Annotated in this window: 10 protein-coding genes; 1 reads left to right on the top strand and 9 read right to left on the bottom strand. The window is 50.1% G+C overall.

Annotation, left to right across the window (positions count from 1 at the left end):
* Positions 1-2 precede the first annotated feature (2 nt).
* From NSQ73_RS08335 to NSQ73_RS08300, 8 genes are all read right to left on the bottom strand, one after another.
* Positions 3-1,838, bottom strand: a complete 1,836-nt coding sequence (locus NSQ73_RS08335; RefSeq protein ID WP_340986102.1) for a deaminase domain-containing protein — start codon at positions 1,836-1,838, stop codon at positions 3-5.
* A 130-nt stretch (positions 1,839-1,968) separates the two neighbouring features.
* On the bottom strand, positions 1,969-3,546 hold the full coding sequence (locus NSQ73_RS08330) for a response regulator transcription factor (RefSeq protein ID WP_340986101.1): 1,578 nt from the start codon (positions 3,544-3,546) through the stop codon (positions 1,969-1,971).
* Positions 3,543-5,453, bottom strand: a complete 1,911-nt coding sequence (locus NSQ73_RS08325; protein WP_340986100.1) for a cache domain-containing sensor histidine kinase — start codon at positions 5,451-5,453, stop codon at positions 3,543-3,545. The genes NSQ73_RS08330 and NSQ73_RS08325 overlap by 4 nt, the downstream gene beginning before the upstream one ends.
* 211 nt (positions 5,454-5,664) lie before the next feature.
* The gene (locus tag NSQ73_RS08320) at positions 5,665-6,243 is read right to left on the bottom strand and encodes a TetR family transcriptional regulator (RefSeq protein ID WP_171721135.1); all 579 of its coding nucleotides are present in this window, start codon (positions 6,241-6,243) and stop codon (positions 5,665-5,667) included.
* On the bottom strand, positions 6,212-7,639 hold the full coding sequence (locus tag NSQ73_RS08315; protein ID WP_340986099.1) for an MFS transporter: 1,428 nt from the start codon (positions 7,637-7,639) through the stop codon (positions 6,212-6,214). The genes NSQ73_RS08320 and NSQ73_RS08315 overlap by 32 nt, the downstream gene beginning before the upstream one ends.
* A 171-nt stretch (positions 7,640-7,810) precedes the next feature.
* Positions 7,811-9,043, bottom strand: coding sequence for an MFS transporter (locus NSQ73_RS08310; RefSeq protein ID WP_340986098.1), 1,233 nt, complete (start codon positions 9,041-9,043; stop codon positions 7,811-7,813).
* Between the two features lie 31 nt (positions 9,044-9,074).
* The gene (locus tag NSQ73_RS08305) at positions 9,075-9,662 is read right to left on the bottom strand and encodes a TetR/AcrR family transcriptional regulator (RefSeq protein ID WP_340986097.1); all 588 of its coding nucleotides are present in this window, start codon (positions 9,660-9,662) and stop codon (positions 9,075-9,077) included.
* Positions 9,663-10,190: 528 nt separating this feature from the next.
* Positions 10,191-12,155 (bottom strand): glycoside hydrolase family 127 protein, encoded by a 1,965-nt coding sequence (locus tag NSQ73_RS08300; RefSeq protein WP_340986096.1) that lies wholly within the window; start codon positions 12,153-12,155, stop codon positions 10,191-10,193.
* 170 nt (positions 12,156-12,325) lie between these two features.
* On the opposite strand from NSQ73_RS08300, the gene NSQ73_RS08295 reads away from it, so the two are divergent.
* Complete coding sequence (locus NSQ73_RS08295; protein ID WP_076244642.1) at positions 12,326-13,216, top strand: AraC family transcriptional regulator; 891 nt, start codon at positions 12,326-12,328, stop codon at positions 13,214-13,216.
* A gap of 127 nt (positions 13,217-13,343) precedes the next feature.
* On the opposite strand, the gene NSQ73_RS08290 is transcribed toward NSQ73_RS08295, so the two are convergent.
* Positions 13,344-16,904 carry a DUF5695 domain-containing protein gene (locus NSQ73_RS08290; protein ID WP_340986094.1) on the bottom strand — a complete coding sequence of 1,187 codons (3,561 nt, stop codon included), beginning with the start codon at positions 16,902-16,904 and terminating at the stop codon, positions 13,344-13,346.
* Positions 16,905-17,039 lie beyond the last annotated feature (135 nt).

Genomic DNA, 17,039 nt, shown 5'->3' with positions numbered 1-17,039 from the left:
CCTTATTTCATATTTTTAGAATAGACATTCAACTCAATATTTGGGAACTTACGTCTAAATTCCATAATTAAATTGGAACAACTTTGACATGCATCTAGTTCTGTAAACAAATCTATTCGCCCTTTAACATTTGGGTCTTTTATTTGAGAAGCAATATCCTCAAGAATCTTTGCCTCCGTGTCATTAAATCTTGGAAATTCATCATCAACATAGGTTTCCAATGACTTATCAACTTTGGATGAACTAAAATCTCCAACATTACTACCAACGCTATCAGAGGAATGAATCTGACTGTGTGCTTGAAATCCTTTTTGAATACCAGGAATGTTTACATCTGCCACTGCGACATTCCCACTACTTAACTTTCTTAGTTTTCTATCAAGTTTATCTCTCTGTGTTTTTGAGAGATTTTTGTATTCGTCGGAATTTCTTATTTTTTCTATTTCTCTGTTAATATCGCCTCTAACATTTTGAGTCTTCTCATATAAGCTATCAATTGTCCGATTAGGTAATTTATTTTCACCCGTTCCCTCAGATACCGGAACATTTAGCTTCTTCACCCTAGACGCAGATATTTCACCCGCACCGGGGTTCAGCGGAAGGCTTCTCTTTATCGTTACATTGCCGCGCATTCCTTCAATCCCTTGAAAACTGGCGACTACACTGCTAATGATTATACCATAGGCCTGCAGCTTCGATAATTTCGCACCGGTCCAGTAGTTGGTCCCGTCTTTCGCTGCCAGAATCTGCTCCTGCATGATATCAACGGGCACATTATCCAGATTAGATTTGATTTCTCCATTCCTGACGGCTTCCTGATACGCTATGGATGCTTGCGCCGCCTCCTGGTCTGTTATGCCATTTTTACTGAGTACCCATGTGTTTCCTATAAGTGTTTTGCTGTACTCCTCAAAGTTATATTTCTTCGCTTCCGTATTGCTATCCAGCGCCAACTTACGTTCAGCCGCCTCAATCTGCAGCCGCTTCACTTCCAACTGGCTTCGCGCATAGTTCCCAGCGGCACTCTTCTCCATCGCCATCCGCAGCAGCAGGAGATATTCTTCGTTATGTATGAGCGGTACACTCTCCGCCGTGATCGACGGATCATAATCGCAGGCTTTGACAGCCGGCTGCTTGAAATAGCTGCTTAGATCCTTCCCTGCTTCATATTGGACCTTGGCTACACCCAGCGAAGCCAGCTTCTGGCGTGCTTCCTCAGCCTGCGCGTGGACGGCCTCCATCTGCGTCTTGTTCCCGAACGCTTCATAGACCTTGAAGGCCATCTGCGCCTTCGCGATCCCATCCCGCGCCGCGAAGATATCCTTCAGCTTGCTTAGGGCCGCAATACCCTCTACGGTCAAAAGCCCGGACGTTTGGATGATATTTCGCAGCTTCTGCACTGCCGGATCGTTATTCAGCTCATCCTTTCCCAGCAGGACGGTAACAGACGTGATCAGATGCGATACACTCTTCTGCACAATGGCAGGAATGGAAACCCCACCAGCGGTATTTGACGTCCCAATGCTTCCGAATGCACCCGCGAGAAGACTAAACTGCTGCGTAAGCTTGTCGGCCTGCCGTTTATTCTCCTCTTGCAGTCCTGTGATCCCCTTCAGGGCTACCCGGATAATATCCTCCAATTTCTCTGCTTCTACGGTTAATTCATTGATCATGACCTGGGCCTTCACCAGGCGGTCTCCTAGGGGAATCCCGTCCCAGCCGCTGGACTGGCCCTTCAGCTGCAAATACAGCCGGTTGGTGTCCTGGCTTACCTGGCCTACTCTGGTCTGCAGGCGCTGGACTTCATCTCCGTTAAAGATAAGCTTCCTGGAAGACAATATCATCCCTGCTTCCTTATCAATATATATCCATTATTGTTATGCAGATCCCTTATTTATCGGATTAATCTTCCATAAATTTAAGAGATAACCATTGAGATGAAAGAGTAAGGGATGGTAAACACTTCGGCTATTGATCTATTGACGCAGACAGTACTTTTTGCTGATTACGGTATTCTACCGGACTTACACCTTCACTTTCTTTAAATACCCGGTTGAAGTTCTTCGTGTTCTCAAACCCCGAATTCTTGGCGATCTCGTAAATCATATCATCTGTTGTCTGGAGCAGCTGCTTCGCCTTACCGATCCGGTACTTCTTCAAGTAGGTCACAAAGTTCTCTCCCGTGTAATCCCGGAAGGCCTGGCTGAAATAAGAATAGTTATAGGACACTAGATTAGAAATAATGGTCATATTAATATTCTGCGCATAGTTCTCATGAATGTACTGGATCGCCTTCTTCATTTCTTTATTATCGATCTGCACGGATTTCAAGGTTTGGAGGTTGCCATCCAGCAGCAGGAATAAGCTCTCTACTTCACGGTAATAGTCTTGGAAACAGCTGAACTGATATAAATCGCTAACCTTGCTGTACTGTTGGAGTATTTCTGATGATTCTTCTTTACCATAAGATTGCTTGGTTTGATCAAATACAATTTCGTTCAAGGCTCTGCTGATTTCCTCAAGATACCCGATATTCTTCGGGCTAATATCCGCAGCGTCTAATATCTCATGCAGCAGGCCCAGCATCTCCTTCTCCCGCCCTGAACCCAGCATATTCGCAACCCTTTTGATTGTATCTGCCGGCACCTGATAGCCGTTATCCTTAAGGCAAACCTCTTCGAATGTTACGATACCGGGTGCGGGCAGCATGAAAGTATGCTTCAAAGAAACAGCCGCCTCCTCATAAGCAGAGTACAGCTTCTCCATCCCGTAATTCAGCCCGCTTACGGCGATGTTCAGGTGAGAATCTGCCTGCATCAGCAGTCCGGTTACTATCCGGGCAGCATGCATCCCTTCCGTCAGGATAACAGCCTGCGTATTCCGGCCAAAAAAACGTACAAAGCGAAAATGAAATGCAGGCTGAAGCTGTTCTATTAACGCATGGATCTGCGCCTTAAAGGTAACCGTCCCTAGTGCCTGCAAATCTCCCGCATATTTAATCATCACTGCATGAAAACCTTGATCCATCCAGTTCAGCTCCAGCTGGGTCAGCCGCTCTCTAACCTCTTCCGCCTCCGCTGATGGATAGCCCGCGTAGTAATTCAGCTGGCTCTCCATGTACTCCTCCCGCTGCTCAGAGGACGCGGACAGTGCATCTATCACTTCTTCTCTTCGTCCAAGCTCCTCTTCAGCGCGCTTAATTGCAGCAGCCAATTCCTCGCGGATCACCGGTTTGAGCAGATATTCCTTCACTTCATAGCGGATAGCCGCTTTGGCATAAGAGAAATCATCATAGCCGCTGACTATTACAATTACAGGCTTCAGATGGAAGTCTTGAATCGATTTTATTAATCCGATCCCATCCATCTCCGGCATACGAATATCTGTAATCAGAAGGTCTATATGCACAGCTTTCAGTATATCCAGCGCCTCAAAAGCATCGCAAGCCAAGTGAATGTCATATACATCTGCATATTCCCGCTCAATCATGGCCTGAAGCCCGCGGCGGATATTCTTTTCATCATCCACAATCAGGAGCTTTCTCATATAATCTGCGTTCCTCCTCTACCTGATGTTAATAAAGGCAGTTTAACTGTCACTTGGGTATAGCTCCCCCGCTTGCTCTCTATCTGGAGTCCATGTTCATTACCGTACACCATCTGAATCCGCTGATTCACATTTCTCAGCCCGATGCCGCTGCCCTTATTCAGCTCCGTTGTTTCCGCCGTCTCCCGGGGCAATGCATTAAATTCCTCTTCACTCATAATCAGCTTACGATTCAGCTCCTGCAGCTTATCCTCTGCAATTCCGATACCATTGTCAGTCACCTCAATATAGAAGAAACCCCCGTCTTCAAAAGCATGGATAGCCACAATCAGGCCGTCACTTTTCATCAGAGCGGAATAAACCCCGTGCTTCAAGGCATTCTCCACAATAGGCTGCAGCGACATCTTCAATATCTCGTGATCCCAAAATCTGTCCTCCACCTCAATCTCCAGTTTCAGCTTCTCATCATAACGGATGCTCATAATTGCTATGTAATGCTGAATATGCCCCATTTCATCTCTCAGCTGCACCCGGTCACCTGTCCATCGGAGATTGTAACGCATCATACTGCCCAGGGAAGTGAGCGCATCCGATACTACATACTGTCCCTCAACCTCTGCAAGCATCTTCAAATTCTCCAGGGTGTTGTATAAAAAATGGGCATCAATCTGATTGTGCAACGCCTGGAGCTCGGCTTCTTTCGTAGCTGCGCTGCGCTTCACCGCATCGGCGATCATTCCATTGATCGTATTCAGCATCTGCCGGAAATGGTGGGCCAGCTCTCCGATCTCATCGCCGCCTGTGACATCAATGTCTACGCCAAAGTCACCGCCGCGCACTTGTTTCATGGAGTCCCGCAGAATATTCAGTTTGTTCAGTATGATGGACTGCATGAAGAAGGTTGTAATTGCCAGAAGCATCAGCAGGAATAGAATAACCACAATAACGGTGTTTCGGGTGTGATCTATCTTGGAATATGTAGTGTGTAATGAAATCACATTGATAAGCTCTGCATTTATTTTATCGATAGGTTCAACAAGGTATAGGAAATCCTCCCCCTTGTGGGAGAGCAGCAATGATGACTTGCCTGCCTGCTTGTACTTAGCGACGGCCTGCTGAATATCTGCTTCATCCAATCCCGGTAGCGGGTCTGTGCTGTTGGCATGCAGGTTGCCCTGCTGATCAAGTATGTAGAACCGGGAGTCCCGGTCACTGCTGTTGTTATAAGCTTTTTTGAAGAAATTCCCGATGGGCATATCGACTTTGACGATTCCAAGATGCTGGAAGAGATTCTGGCTGTTCATTTGATTAACTCCCGCCATCAAGGAGACTATAGAGCTTGAGCTTGGGTTCACAGCATCGTTGCTGTCCTGTAATATTGCATCTTCAGGTTGAATCTCCCATAGAATTTTTCCATTTTGATTCAGCATTTTAGTATAAAATGGCTTGTCCTTAATCCTTTCTTCATGATAAATGATCGGCCAGAGCTCACTAATCCATGGATTGTTCACGAAAAAGTGAATATTGGCGATATCCGAATTATTGAACAACACGGTTTGTAAATAGGTGAAGGAGTATTCCTGAAACCGCTTGATATCGTTCAACCCGGGCTCCGATTCAACAGTTACATACTCCCTCAGCTGCCGATCCGAAACCAGTAATCCGATTGACTGCTCCATCACTCCAATCCTGCTCATAATTTCTTGTTTCTCATTATCGGTCTGGTAACGGTTCTCCTTGATGATGTCTTTGATCGTATTCTGATAGAACCCGGTAAACAAATAGTTCGAGATTACAATAACCGGAACCAAAATAATCACGATATAAGCCCCAATCAGCTTAATTTGAATGGATAGATCAGCAAGCCACCTCTTAAGCTGCTCTGCTGTGCTCCTAACCCTGGCCATCTCCCGCCCCTTTTCTTCCAACCGCTTCTGTTCTCTCAATTATATTTGATCATGTTTGAATTCATAAGGCAGCAAATTTCAGTCAGGGTTGCAGAATTTTAGTTATTTGTCTCAATCGCTGCTGATTGATTTGGATTCGAACTATATTCCATAGCAAAAAAGCCGGCTCCCGTTATAGGCAGCCAGCCTCTTTTATTGAATAGCCTTCTCTTTATGGGGTTAACCCCCTGGTGAAGGTCTGTACACTCTCCTTAATGAATGTCTCAATTGAGATTGTACCAATATCCAGGTTGTTGGCGAAAACCCCGTAATTCATCGAGATGAAGGAATAGGCCTGAATCTCCGGATTGACATCGGTCAGCTTCCCCTTGCCGGCCATCACCGTGAAATAATTCGTCAAAATACTTATAAATTGTCTGGGATGCTTCAATGTTCTTTCACTGAACCCCGGCAAATTATCCGCTTCCTTCACGCTGATCATGATCATCTTCCGGTTGCGGTTCATGATTTCATGGTAGGTCCGGCTGATCAGCAGCAAGTCTGCCTGCAAATCCCAGATTAGCTTTTCATCAAACAGCCTGGTCATTTCTTCAGCATAATGAAAGCGGTCAAAGGCAGCCTCGAGCAGATTCTGTTTACTTCCAAAGTGGCGGAACAATGTTTTCTCACTGAATCCGGCTGCGGCAGCTATTTCCTGGGTAGTTACCCCTTTATACCCCTTGCTTGCAATTAAATCGATTGCTGCGAGCAGCAATTTGTCACTGTTGCTTATACTGCTGTCTTCGCTCACTTAATCCACCTCCGCTTTGTATTTTAGCACTGCGCCCGAATTGAAGGAAGAAGAGCAAGACCATTACAGCAACCAATAACGCGAGCGCCAGGAAAATATTGCTGTATACGAAGGCAGTGCTATTGTGCGGGAACGGGTTCAGATGAATAGCAGTTGTGCCCATATCAAGGATCTTCCCGAAGACAGCGGCAGAGACCGCCCCGGCAATGAAATTAAACATGGACAAGAGGCCCATCCCAATTCCGATCTGCTCCTTCGGCAGCGTCCGTGAAACGGTGTTCGTCAAAGCAATCTGCATCAAAGATTGACCGAGCACACTGAAGATAAGAAAGACCGAGATAAAGACCGGTGACATCCCCACAACAGAAGACAAGCATAAGAAACCAAAGATAAGAATGCTGGCCGCTGTATATAGAAGAAAAGGATTGCCTTTCTCATCCGCCAGCTTGCCCCCTTTGCGTCCCATAAATGCAGTGACAAGAGCCGACGGCAGCATAATGATCCCCGTAACGGCTGGTGAGACCTGGTTTACCTGGGATAACATTTGAGGTGTAGTGAACGGAGTCCCGAAGCCTATAGCCGCCGTTACAAAGTATATTGCTAAACCGAAGGTAAACGGTCTGTTGCGGAACACAGCAGGTTTGACGAACGGATCAGCAGCATAGCGGATACGCACCATGAACAGGATCAGCATAACAACCCCTGTCACAGCATACCCCTTCCCTCCGTTAGTCAACGCAAGCAATAAGGCAGCAATCGTTCCTGCCAACAGAACTCCGCCGATGAAGTCGATTGTGCTGTCTTTCCCTTTCTCATCATCCAGATATTTGCGGTACAACGGCAGTGTAAACAGCGACAGTAGAGGAATCACAAACAGCACCTGCCAGTTCCAGGCAGTGGACACGAAGCCGGCAATAATCGGGCCTAGTGCAGCGCCAAGAGATGTCCCGATTACGTTGGTGCCTAACATCCGCCCGCGCTTTTCCGGTGCAAAATAACGGATGGGAATGATCATGGCCAGCGCAGGAATGACCGATGCTCCAACAGCCTGCAGAATACGGGCGGCGATCATCATCCAATACTCGGTAGCAAGTAGCCCCACTATGGAGCCGGCAGAAAGGAACAACAGCCCGAACGTCAGCAGATTCTTCAAGCTGTATTTGTCCGTCAGTTTGCCGAAGGTCACTGTGCCAATAGCGTATACGATTAAATAACCGGTCACGATCCAGCTCACTTGCGATGGGGATAGCTGAAACTGTCTGCTGATCACCGGAAGAACCACATTAAACATCGTTCCATTCATCACGGAGATGATCAGTGTAAAAACAAGAATACGCATTAATGGCATACCATGATTGGTCCGCATACTATCCTTTGATTGAACGTTATCGTCCATTACATTCATTCGCCTCGTTTCTATTCTTACTAATGACTGTCAGTACTTACTGACATTCAAATAGATCATAGCTTACTTTTTTATAAATTGTCAACGGATAGCGGCTAATTCAAGAATATCAACTTAAAAAGGCATACGATGGAATCATCGCATGCCTTCGCACAGTAACTGTTATTCTGCCGGGACAGCAGACACCTGTTCACTTGTGACAGGCCTTCTGGATGGCAGTTTTAATAGAAGAGAAACCAGGAATCCCAGGAAAATAATTGACCCCAACATCCCGAAGGAAAGCGGGTAGTTCTCCGTCTTTAATAATTTCAGGGCTAACAGGGGTCCTGTGCTGGCGCCTAAGAACAGAATAAAGGCGTTGAATGAAATTGCCGATCCGCGCGCACTCCCGCCCAGCTGGCTGACGATGGAAATGACCACGGGAGTTACCAGGGCAATCCCCGCCACAAAAATAACACTCATCAGGATAATAACCGGCAGGCCCGGGTTTAAGCCTAAGGCAAGCAGCCCTGCTGAAGCTAGAGCTAATCCGCCCCGCAGAACAGCAGCCATCCCCAGCCGCCCGGCAATTCTTCCCGAGAAGGGTGACAACAGCATTCCGGCGATGCCCGCTGCACGAATCGAAAGGATTGCCTGTGCGGAGAGTCCAAACTTGGCTGAGCTTAGGTAACTTCCTAATACGGTATACATCCCGACCAAGGATAACAACAGCACAAAAGTTATGGCAAAAGCCAGCAGCAGCTGTGTTTGTTTGAGCAGCCCGGCCATCTGCTTGAACTTTAGCAGCACATTTTCTTTCGGGCGGTGCAATTCATCCTTCGGGAGAAAACGAATGACAATGACTGCCGTAATCCCGTACACCCCTCCGAGAATGAAGAAAATTTCGTGCCAGCCCCAATATTCGTTAACCAGCCCGCTGAACACCTGGCCTACGATCCCTGCCATCAGCAGCCCGGAGCTTATGAAACCGAGAGCTGTAAGTCTTTTATGGGGAGGAAACATTTCCCCGGCATACACGAGTGAAATCGGCGCGAATGCAGCAGCAATAAGCCCCTGAACCCCTCTGAGGACAATAAGCCCGTAGAAGCTATCCACAAATCCGATCGCAACGGTGACTAAAGTTAACCCGATAATACTTGCCGCCAGGAATATTTTACGTCCGTATCTGTCAGAGAACGGCCCGTAGAGCAGACAGCCCAGCGCATAACAGAGTGAGAACGAGCTTCCGATCCAGGCGGCCTCACCCGGGCTGATCTGAAAGGCCTGCGTAAATACATCGGCCAAAGGAATTGTGATGTACATGCTGGTTAAGATGACTAATCCGCACCAGAATAAAATGACCGTCATTAAAGAGTAGCTTGAATTGCCGCTCTGCTTGCTTATCGTCTGATTCATGAAGTAGAGTTCCCCCGGTTTAATAATATTTTTAATTTGCCGCAGCAGCAGCGATTCCATTCATCACATGGATCAACAGATCGTTGATGTAATCCTCATCCGGGATTTTTTTATAGATCAGAATCTGAAAGTAAATAGGACCATAGAGCAGATCCAGGACGACATCCAGGTTAAGCGCCGACTTCACTTCACCTTTATCGATGGCTGCCTGAAGCGCTTGTTTGGCTGTATTTCGCTTGGTGATTAAGAATAGGGTGTAAAAATCTTTGGCAATCCCATCATTCTCCGTAACGATGGTTAAGGTGGACTTCCCGATCGGGCTGTTCAGAATACGCGCCAAAGCTTCAAGCTGCTGCCTGAAGTTATCCTGAACCGGTTTATCGGCGTCAAAATCAAACTCGGATTCCGCGGTCATAAGAAACGCATCCAGTACAAGACGCGCTTTATTGTTCCACCATCTGTAAATGGTTGATTTGCCTACTCCGGCCTGTGACGCCACTGCCTCAATAGTTAAAGAGGAATAATTGTTTGCAGCGAGCATCTCAATTGTCGCCTCCAGAATCCCCTGTTTGCTGCGGGCTTCTTTGTGCTTCACATTTATGTGTATGTCCTTGTTCAATGGTTCACCCCCCTGAATCGCTGTTATTGCCTATGAATAAACGATACGATACGTTTCGTTATATTATCTAATAAAAATTCATATTTGTAAATTTAAAATAATATTCATGAGGAGTAGATTAGCCTGCTGAGCGCAAACGAACGCGTCCTCCCGCAGAGCTATCCGGACTCAGATTACCTTATTTCGCGGAAAAACCTGTTTCACTGCCTGTCGCGGACTCAGGAGCCGTTATATTGCTCTCTCGGGCTTAAAATGAGGGAAGCCGGGTCCGATAAGTGCATCTGAGTCCGCATAGCCCGCTGAGAGGCTTGATCTGTTAAAATAACGGCTATCCAGTCCGCATAGATACTACCGCTGATGGACCGCCGGAGTGTGACGGGCGCCATACACAAAAAGAGATGCCCCGGCCAGCCATGCAACGGCTCGGAGGACACCTCTGATTACTCTGATTACTCTGGTTACTCTGGTTACTCTATTAAGCTACACCGGTTAAATTCTGTTCTACAGCAGCAGGAATATTATATCCACTTATCTGCCAGCTTCCTCCTCAATCCAGACGGACATTTCACCAGCTCCGCGGTTGGCCCAGGCAAAGTAAGGGATGAATTTCAGCTGCACTTCCCGGCCAGTCCAGGATGCTCCGCACCTGTACAATCCCTCCGCTGGCCACTCTCCTTCCGGCTGTGCCCTGATCCCCGGGAAGCTCAGCGTCTGAATGCCCTCCGGAAATCCCGGTTCTTCGGCAAGAGTATAGGCTTGCCCGGCAGGCAGGCGCAGCTGGTACAGCCGCTTTCCGTTATCTGCCTCCTCCAGACAATAGACGAACGGACCGCGCTGGAGTGCGACTTTGGAGAAAATCTGGCGGATATGCGGATGCCCCTTCATCCGGCGCACAGGCATCGCGAAGCACACCTCAAGGTCATCGCCAGGCGCCCAGCTGCGGGTGAGATGAATATACCCGTCAGCACTTCCGCCGCTGTATGTACGGGCCTGGCCTTGTATGGATACTATCGCCTCATTACTCCAATCCGGCATGCGCAGGGCGATGGTGAATTCACGCTCCTGCTCCGGATCGACCACAAAGCGGACCTTGCCATCCGTGACGTAACTGGAATGCTGTTCGAGCCTTAACGGCAGCCCGTTCACCACCGTTTCCAGCTGCCCGCCGATATAGAGCTCCACGTATAAGGTATCCCCTTGCGCAGAATACATGTAATCTCCCAGCGAAGCCAGCAGACGCGCGACATTGGGCGGGCAGCAGGCGCAGGTGAACCAGCCCTGGCGCTCTGCTTGTATATGCTTATAATTCTTGTTCTTGCCCAGGACCTCCGGGTACACCTCCAGCGGATTCACATAGAAGAACTTGGTCCCATCCAGCGACATGCCGCTGATTACGGTATTGTAGAGGGCTCTCTCCAGCACATCCGCATATTTGCGGTGATGATCCAGGGCCAGCATACGCCGGGCAAAAAAGATCAGCCCTACAGATGCACAGGTCTCGGCATAAGCCAGATCAGGCGGTAAATCATAATCGGCCGTAAAGGATTCCCCTTGTTCCATGGACCCGATGCCGCCCGTAATATACATCCTTCTATTCACAATGTTATCCCACAGCTTCCGGCAGGCGGCAAGCAGTCCCGCGTCCTTCGTCTCTAGGGCGATATCAGCCATCGCCGTACACATATAGACCAGGCGGACCGCATGTCCCTCTGCAGTGGCCTGCTCCCTGACCGGAACATGGGATTGGTTGTAGAGGGGATCATGCACCATGTCGAGTTCCGGGAAATGCAAGGTACGGCCGCGCCGCTCCCATTCCTCTTCGAAATAAGATGGCTGCTGCCCCCGCTGCTCCAGGAAATAACGCCCCAGCTCCAGATACTTCTTATCCCCTGTAGCATGGAATAATTTCACGAGTGCCAGCTCGATCTCCTGATGCCCGTCATACCCGTGCAGCTTGCCGGGTCCGGTTCCGAATACGGAAGCTATGTAATCGGCATAGCGGCTGACCGCATCCAGCAGCTTTCTTTTCCCCGTAGCCCGGTAGTAAGCTGTTGCCGCTTCAATCAGATGTCCGGCGCAATATAATTCATGGCATTCCGCCAGATTGCTCCATTCCTGCCCCGGTTCCTTCAGCAGAAAGTAGGTGTTCAGATAGCCATCAGCCCGCTGGGCGGCAATCAGGAGTTCAATCACCTCATCGGCAATGTCCTCAAGCGCGGAATCCCGCCGGGTCTCCAGCAGATAAGCAACCGCTTCGAGCCATTTGCCGACATCGCTGTCCTGAAAGACCATTCCGTTGAACCCGCCCTCCTCCCGTCCGGCAGCAATCTTGAAATTGCGGATCGCATGGCTGGGAACAGCCCCCTCAATACGGTCATTCAGCGCTTCCCACTGATAAGGAACCATAACTTCGCGGACCAGACGGATATATTCGGACCAGAACACATCTTGGATCTGAACCTTGCCGGATGCGGCTGTAGTGATTTCATTCATTATATGGAACGCCCCTCTCAGGATTCATCAATTATTGCCGAGCCCTTTCCTTTCATCTTTCCAACTTTAAAGAAAGCGCTTTATTAATAATAATACATGTTGTATCATGAGAAAAAACGAGGATTTCCAACCTTATTTTTCATCATTTCAACCTACTGGAGGCTTATCAAATGCTCTCACCGATACTCCATTTCATTTCCCCGCCGATTCCTTACTTCATAGATTGCGGACACGCCACTTATACGGCTGGTGATTATCACATCGACCGCAACTGCATCGGGGTATTCGATTTGATTGTTGTGCTGAAGGGAACCCTGCCGGTCGTTGAGGACGGGAAGGAGTGGCAGCTGAAGGAAGGCGAGATCCTCATTCTCCGTCCGGACGGGCATCATTACGGCAGCGCTCCCTGCACCGGGGATACGAAGATTATCTGGATACATTTCCAGACCTTTGGCAGCTGGAAGGAATGTGAGAGCATGGATGAATGTCTCGACAACCAGAGTGCCTTAATTGAGAGCCATAAGCAGAAGGCCTACCTCAATCATGCCGATGTCTGTTCCATTTACATCCCCAAGCATATGAAGATTACAGCCAAGGCAATGGAGGTGCTGAACCTGTTCTTCGAGCAGGAGCATGAGCCGCAGTCCCTGCGGAACTGGAAGCGCCAGGCTTCCTTTCAGTCCTTCCTCCAGCATCTGGACCGTGACCTCGCCTCCCCCTCTGATGCTACCGCCATCCAGCTTGCCGAACGCATTGAGCTCTATATCCGCCGCAACTATACCCAGGATATCAACAATCCGCTGCTGCAGAAGGAATTGAATTACCACTCCAACTATCTGGCCAAAAGCATGCTGAAAGCCTACGGCATGACGCCTATGGCTTATCTCCAGAACTACCGGGTCGAGCAATCGAAACGTCTGCTGCTGCAGACCTCCTGGTCTGTGACCCGGATTGCCGAGGAGGTCGGCTTCCATCATGTCTCCCATTTCTCTTCCTGCTTCTCCAAGAAGGAAGGCCTGTCACCGTCAGACTTCCGCAGCAGGTTTATCCGGAAACGCTGAGCGTGCACAGACGGCCCCATTCCAGGACAGCCGTTCAGTCCGCCTCATAAACACCAAAGAGGGAGTCCCCTATCTCAAGGGTTCTCCCTCTTTGCGATGTGCGTTTCTCCTGGAAGACTTCCGTAGATCAGCTTACAGGCACTTCAGGTGTTACCGGTGCTTCAGGTGTCACAGGAACCTCAGGTGCACCTGGATCAGGAGCACTGCTATCCGGCAGCGGAGTGACTTCGCCGTCCTGCTGCTGTCCATCCGCTTCGTCAAGCGGCGGCAGGGCAAGCCCGGAATCCGGCTGCAGCGCATCCAGTTCCTCCAGGGAAGCGGAAGCCGACAGCGCAGGCATCGTCCCTCCGAAGAGTGCGGTAATCTCGGAAGCACTGAGGGCACGGTTGAAGATGATGAAATCATCGACAGCGCCGTTCAGATTAGGATCACCGTATTGTGATCTGCCGATATAATTCTGCGTGGTATTGCCCAGGCTGGAAGGCTTCAGTGTCATGCTTGTATTGACGGCAACCTGTACGCCGTCCAGGTAGAGACGGCCTGTCGTGCCGGACAGGCTCACAACGACATGCTTCCATGCTCCGGTGGCCAGCGGTGCAGTTGCTGTAAGCTGCTGCTCGGTGCTGTTGCCGCCGGTGGTGATGGCAAAGCGCATCCCCCCGCCGCCAATCTGGGGCGCCAGGAACATATTAGCGGTTGTTCCTGTGCCGAAATCAAAGATTCGCGCCCAGTCACTATTAGCCGTAATCTTGACCCAGGCGGAGATCGTAAAGTCGTTCAGCTGGCTGACCACGCCTGCCGGCAGTGAGGCATAAGCGCTGGTTCCGCTTAGGTTCAGCGCATTGCCTGCACCTGTGCGGCCGGTAACCCAGGTGGAGGTTCCGGTCAGTGCCGCATGGTTCAAGCCGTAAGAGGAATCCGTAACCGTTGTTCCAGAGGACTGGTTCATGTTGTAGTTGACAACGATGGAGGAGACCGGGGTGGCAGTTCCCTGCTGGATCTTCACCTCATAGGAAGACCCCGTGCCGATATTCAGGCTGGCGGTTGCAGTCTGCCCGTTCACTGCCGTGAAGCTGCCGGATGCCACATTGTTCACCGTTACGTTATAAGTTCCGGGGGCAAATCCGTTAAAGGCCACCTTCGTAACATGTGCGGTCCCCGGTGTTGCATTGCTGAGCGTGAAGCTGGCACTGGTCTTCGCCTTAGCGACGGTTGCCAGAGTGTATTTGTCCCGCTCCAGGCTCATGCCCCATTTCTCAGTGATCAGATTCAGGCGCTGGTATACGCCGTCCTTAGGGGTGACGATGTAGTTCCCGCCGCTCTCCGTAACCTCGCAGCCGTAGCCGTACAGCCCGAAGATCGGGTCCACTGCCACATCGGAGCTAAGCAGCTTGATCGCGCCGAACAGGCCGAGATCCGCTTCGCCGGACATGCCGCGCCAGCCATTGAACAGCGGTCCGCCGTCAAGGCCCAGTGCGCCGTTGTTGCCCTTCATCGCCTGATACGTCCACGATACGGCCCCGATATCTGCCGGATCAGAGCTGATCTGTCCGGAGTTAATCGCGGTCAGATTCGCGAGCTTGGCGGCATAGGTTAAACGCTGCTCAACTTCCGGAGTGGCGGAATTATTGCGCACCCAGTCATCCATAGCCGTTCCGGCAAGCGCTGCGGTGTATTGGAACTGCCACCAGGGCTCCCCGTTGATCGTTACCGGATCGGAGTAGAAATACCATACCGGCATTTTTCCGCGGACGGCACGGGTTTTGGTGTTGATTTTACTCTTAATCGTATTGTTGTTGTTCATCTTCGCCAGCATATACACGGCTTCTTCGCCGGTATTGTCATAGTTGTATTCCGAGCCGTAAGGATAGGTTGTACTGGCAAAGTTGTTGTATTTGGTATTCATTTTCGCAATGATATCGTTGGCCTGTGCGGTATAGCCCTCAGTCTGCAGGGCTTTGATGATTTCCGGAGTAGTCACCTCTCCCATCAGGCCCGTATTCCAGTTGTAGGCTACAGGACCATCATAGAGCGCTTTCATAATGTTGTATGCCCGCAGCAGATAGGTACTGCTGGGCTGTGCATAGGTGATCAGGCCGGGGTACAGCTTGGAAATCTTGTACATGCTGAAATACGTATTGTAGATATGCGGGTAAGCGTACCCCCGGTAGGTCGGTGTGGTGTTCGGCGCGGCCATGAGGAAGTCAGGCACCAGGTAATCGGTATGATGGCCGGCCATCAGGTTCGTCCAGATTGTGGTCTCCAGATACTGGTCGAGTGCGGTGATCTCTGAGGTTACCGGCTTCTGGACATTCTTCTCGGCGAGGAATTGGGCATGTGTATAACCCCAGTCATCCCCCCAGCCCCAGTACCCGGCAAAATTATTGCGTTTCGTATTAGTCTGCATCATCCAGTCGTCGAACGCCTTGTCCCGGATATCTCCCGGCACGTTCCACTGCTGATTGTTCACCATGAAGGTGGCATGGCGCTGGAGCGCCGTATCTACCGGTTCAATGGCGTAGAACTGCAGGGTCGTCTTTTCTCCGCTGCCATAATTGACTGTGATATTGTTAGGGCCCAGATGATTCATCTGCAGGGAGTACAGCTTGTGATCCCCTGCCGTTGTTCCAAGGGAAGTCACCGTCGTTTCGGACGGATACTGCGCAGTTACGGAAGTGATAGTCTTGGACGTGCGGAGGTCGAATTTGGCCGTCTGGTTAGTTGGCACGACTAAGCTCGGTACTACCGTGGTATCAATCAGCCCTTCCGAGTACAGCCGGTCCTTGGTGGCCTGCTCACTGGCTGATTTGAAGAATTTGAAGGCATAGGTTTTGCTTGCTCCCGGGGCAAGTGTCAGGCTGCTGTTCGGCAGGTAGCCGCGCCCCGTACTCTTGATTACATTGGAGTGGATGTAGTAGACCGAGAGGCCTTCCACCCAGCCGCCCTGATCGCCCGCCCATTTGCTGCCCGCATGATCCTGGATGCGCCAGTTATCCATGTACTCGAAGCCTGCGCCGGTGGTGGCATCCGGCACCAGCAGTAGGGAAGGGCCGATGCCGCTTGGGCGCTGTGCAGTCACATAGGAGCTGTTATTACCGATGAAGGATTGGGTGACTACTCTGGATTCATAAATCTGCTCATTTCCTCCGCCGGTCCAGAATTCGTTGAAGGGCAGCGGCAGGCCGAAATCACCGATCTCCAGAGTCTGTGTGCTGGTGTTGGTCACTTGAATCTGCCAGAGCAAGTAATCGCTTACAAGAGAATAGCTTTCATTCACCCGGAAATTACGGATACCTTCGGCATTTGCGGAATTCTGGTAGATGATATTGACCGTACTGCCGGTCTGGCTCTGCGTGCGGCCGTCGGCTGATTTATTGGTTAAAGCTTTGGTCCAGGCGCCGTTGTTCAGCCGGTAAGTGAACATCAGCTCTCCGAGCCACTGGTGGTCTGCCGTATTCTGGTTGGGGGCATTGGTGGCATTCATGACATAGTTGGTGGGGAAGTTATCTCCGGTCAGCTTCAGGCTGGTGATATCGCCGTTGGTACCGGTACTGACCTGAAAATTGCTGTTCGACAGATCATAAGCAAAGGCGGGCTGGGCAAACCACAGTAAACTTAAGGCTGCTGTAGTGAATACGGCGCTTAGCAGCGTCCTTTTCACGAATGGGGATTTCATTCTTCCCGGCATTGCGGTTCCTCCTTGAAAAGCGGAATGTACAGTATGTCTCTTCCTCCACTTTACTGGAATTCCTATATGAATCTTCGAATCTGTGCGCTGCTCCCCCCTCCCGGCCAGGCCTTGCACCCGTTGTGGTATTTCAAA

Source organism: Paenibacillus sp. FSL R10-2736 (assembly GCF_038000245.1).
GTDB lineage: Bacteria > Bacillota > Bacilli > Paenibacillales > Paenibacillaceae > Paenibacillus_AQ > Paenibacillus_AQ phytohabitans.
This window is presented reverse-complemented; position numbering and strand designations above follow the sequence as displayed.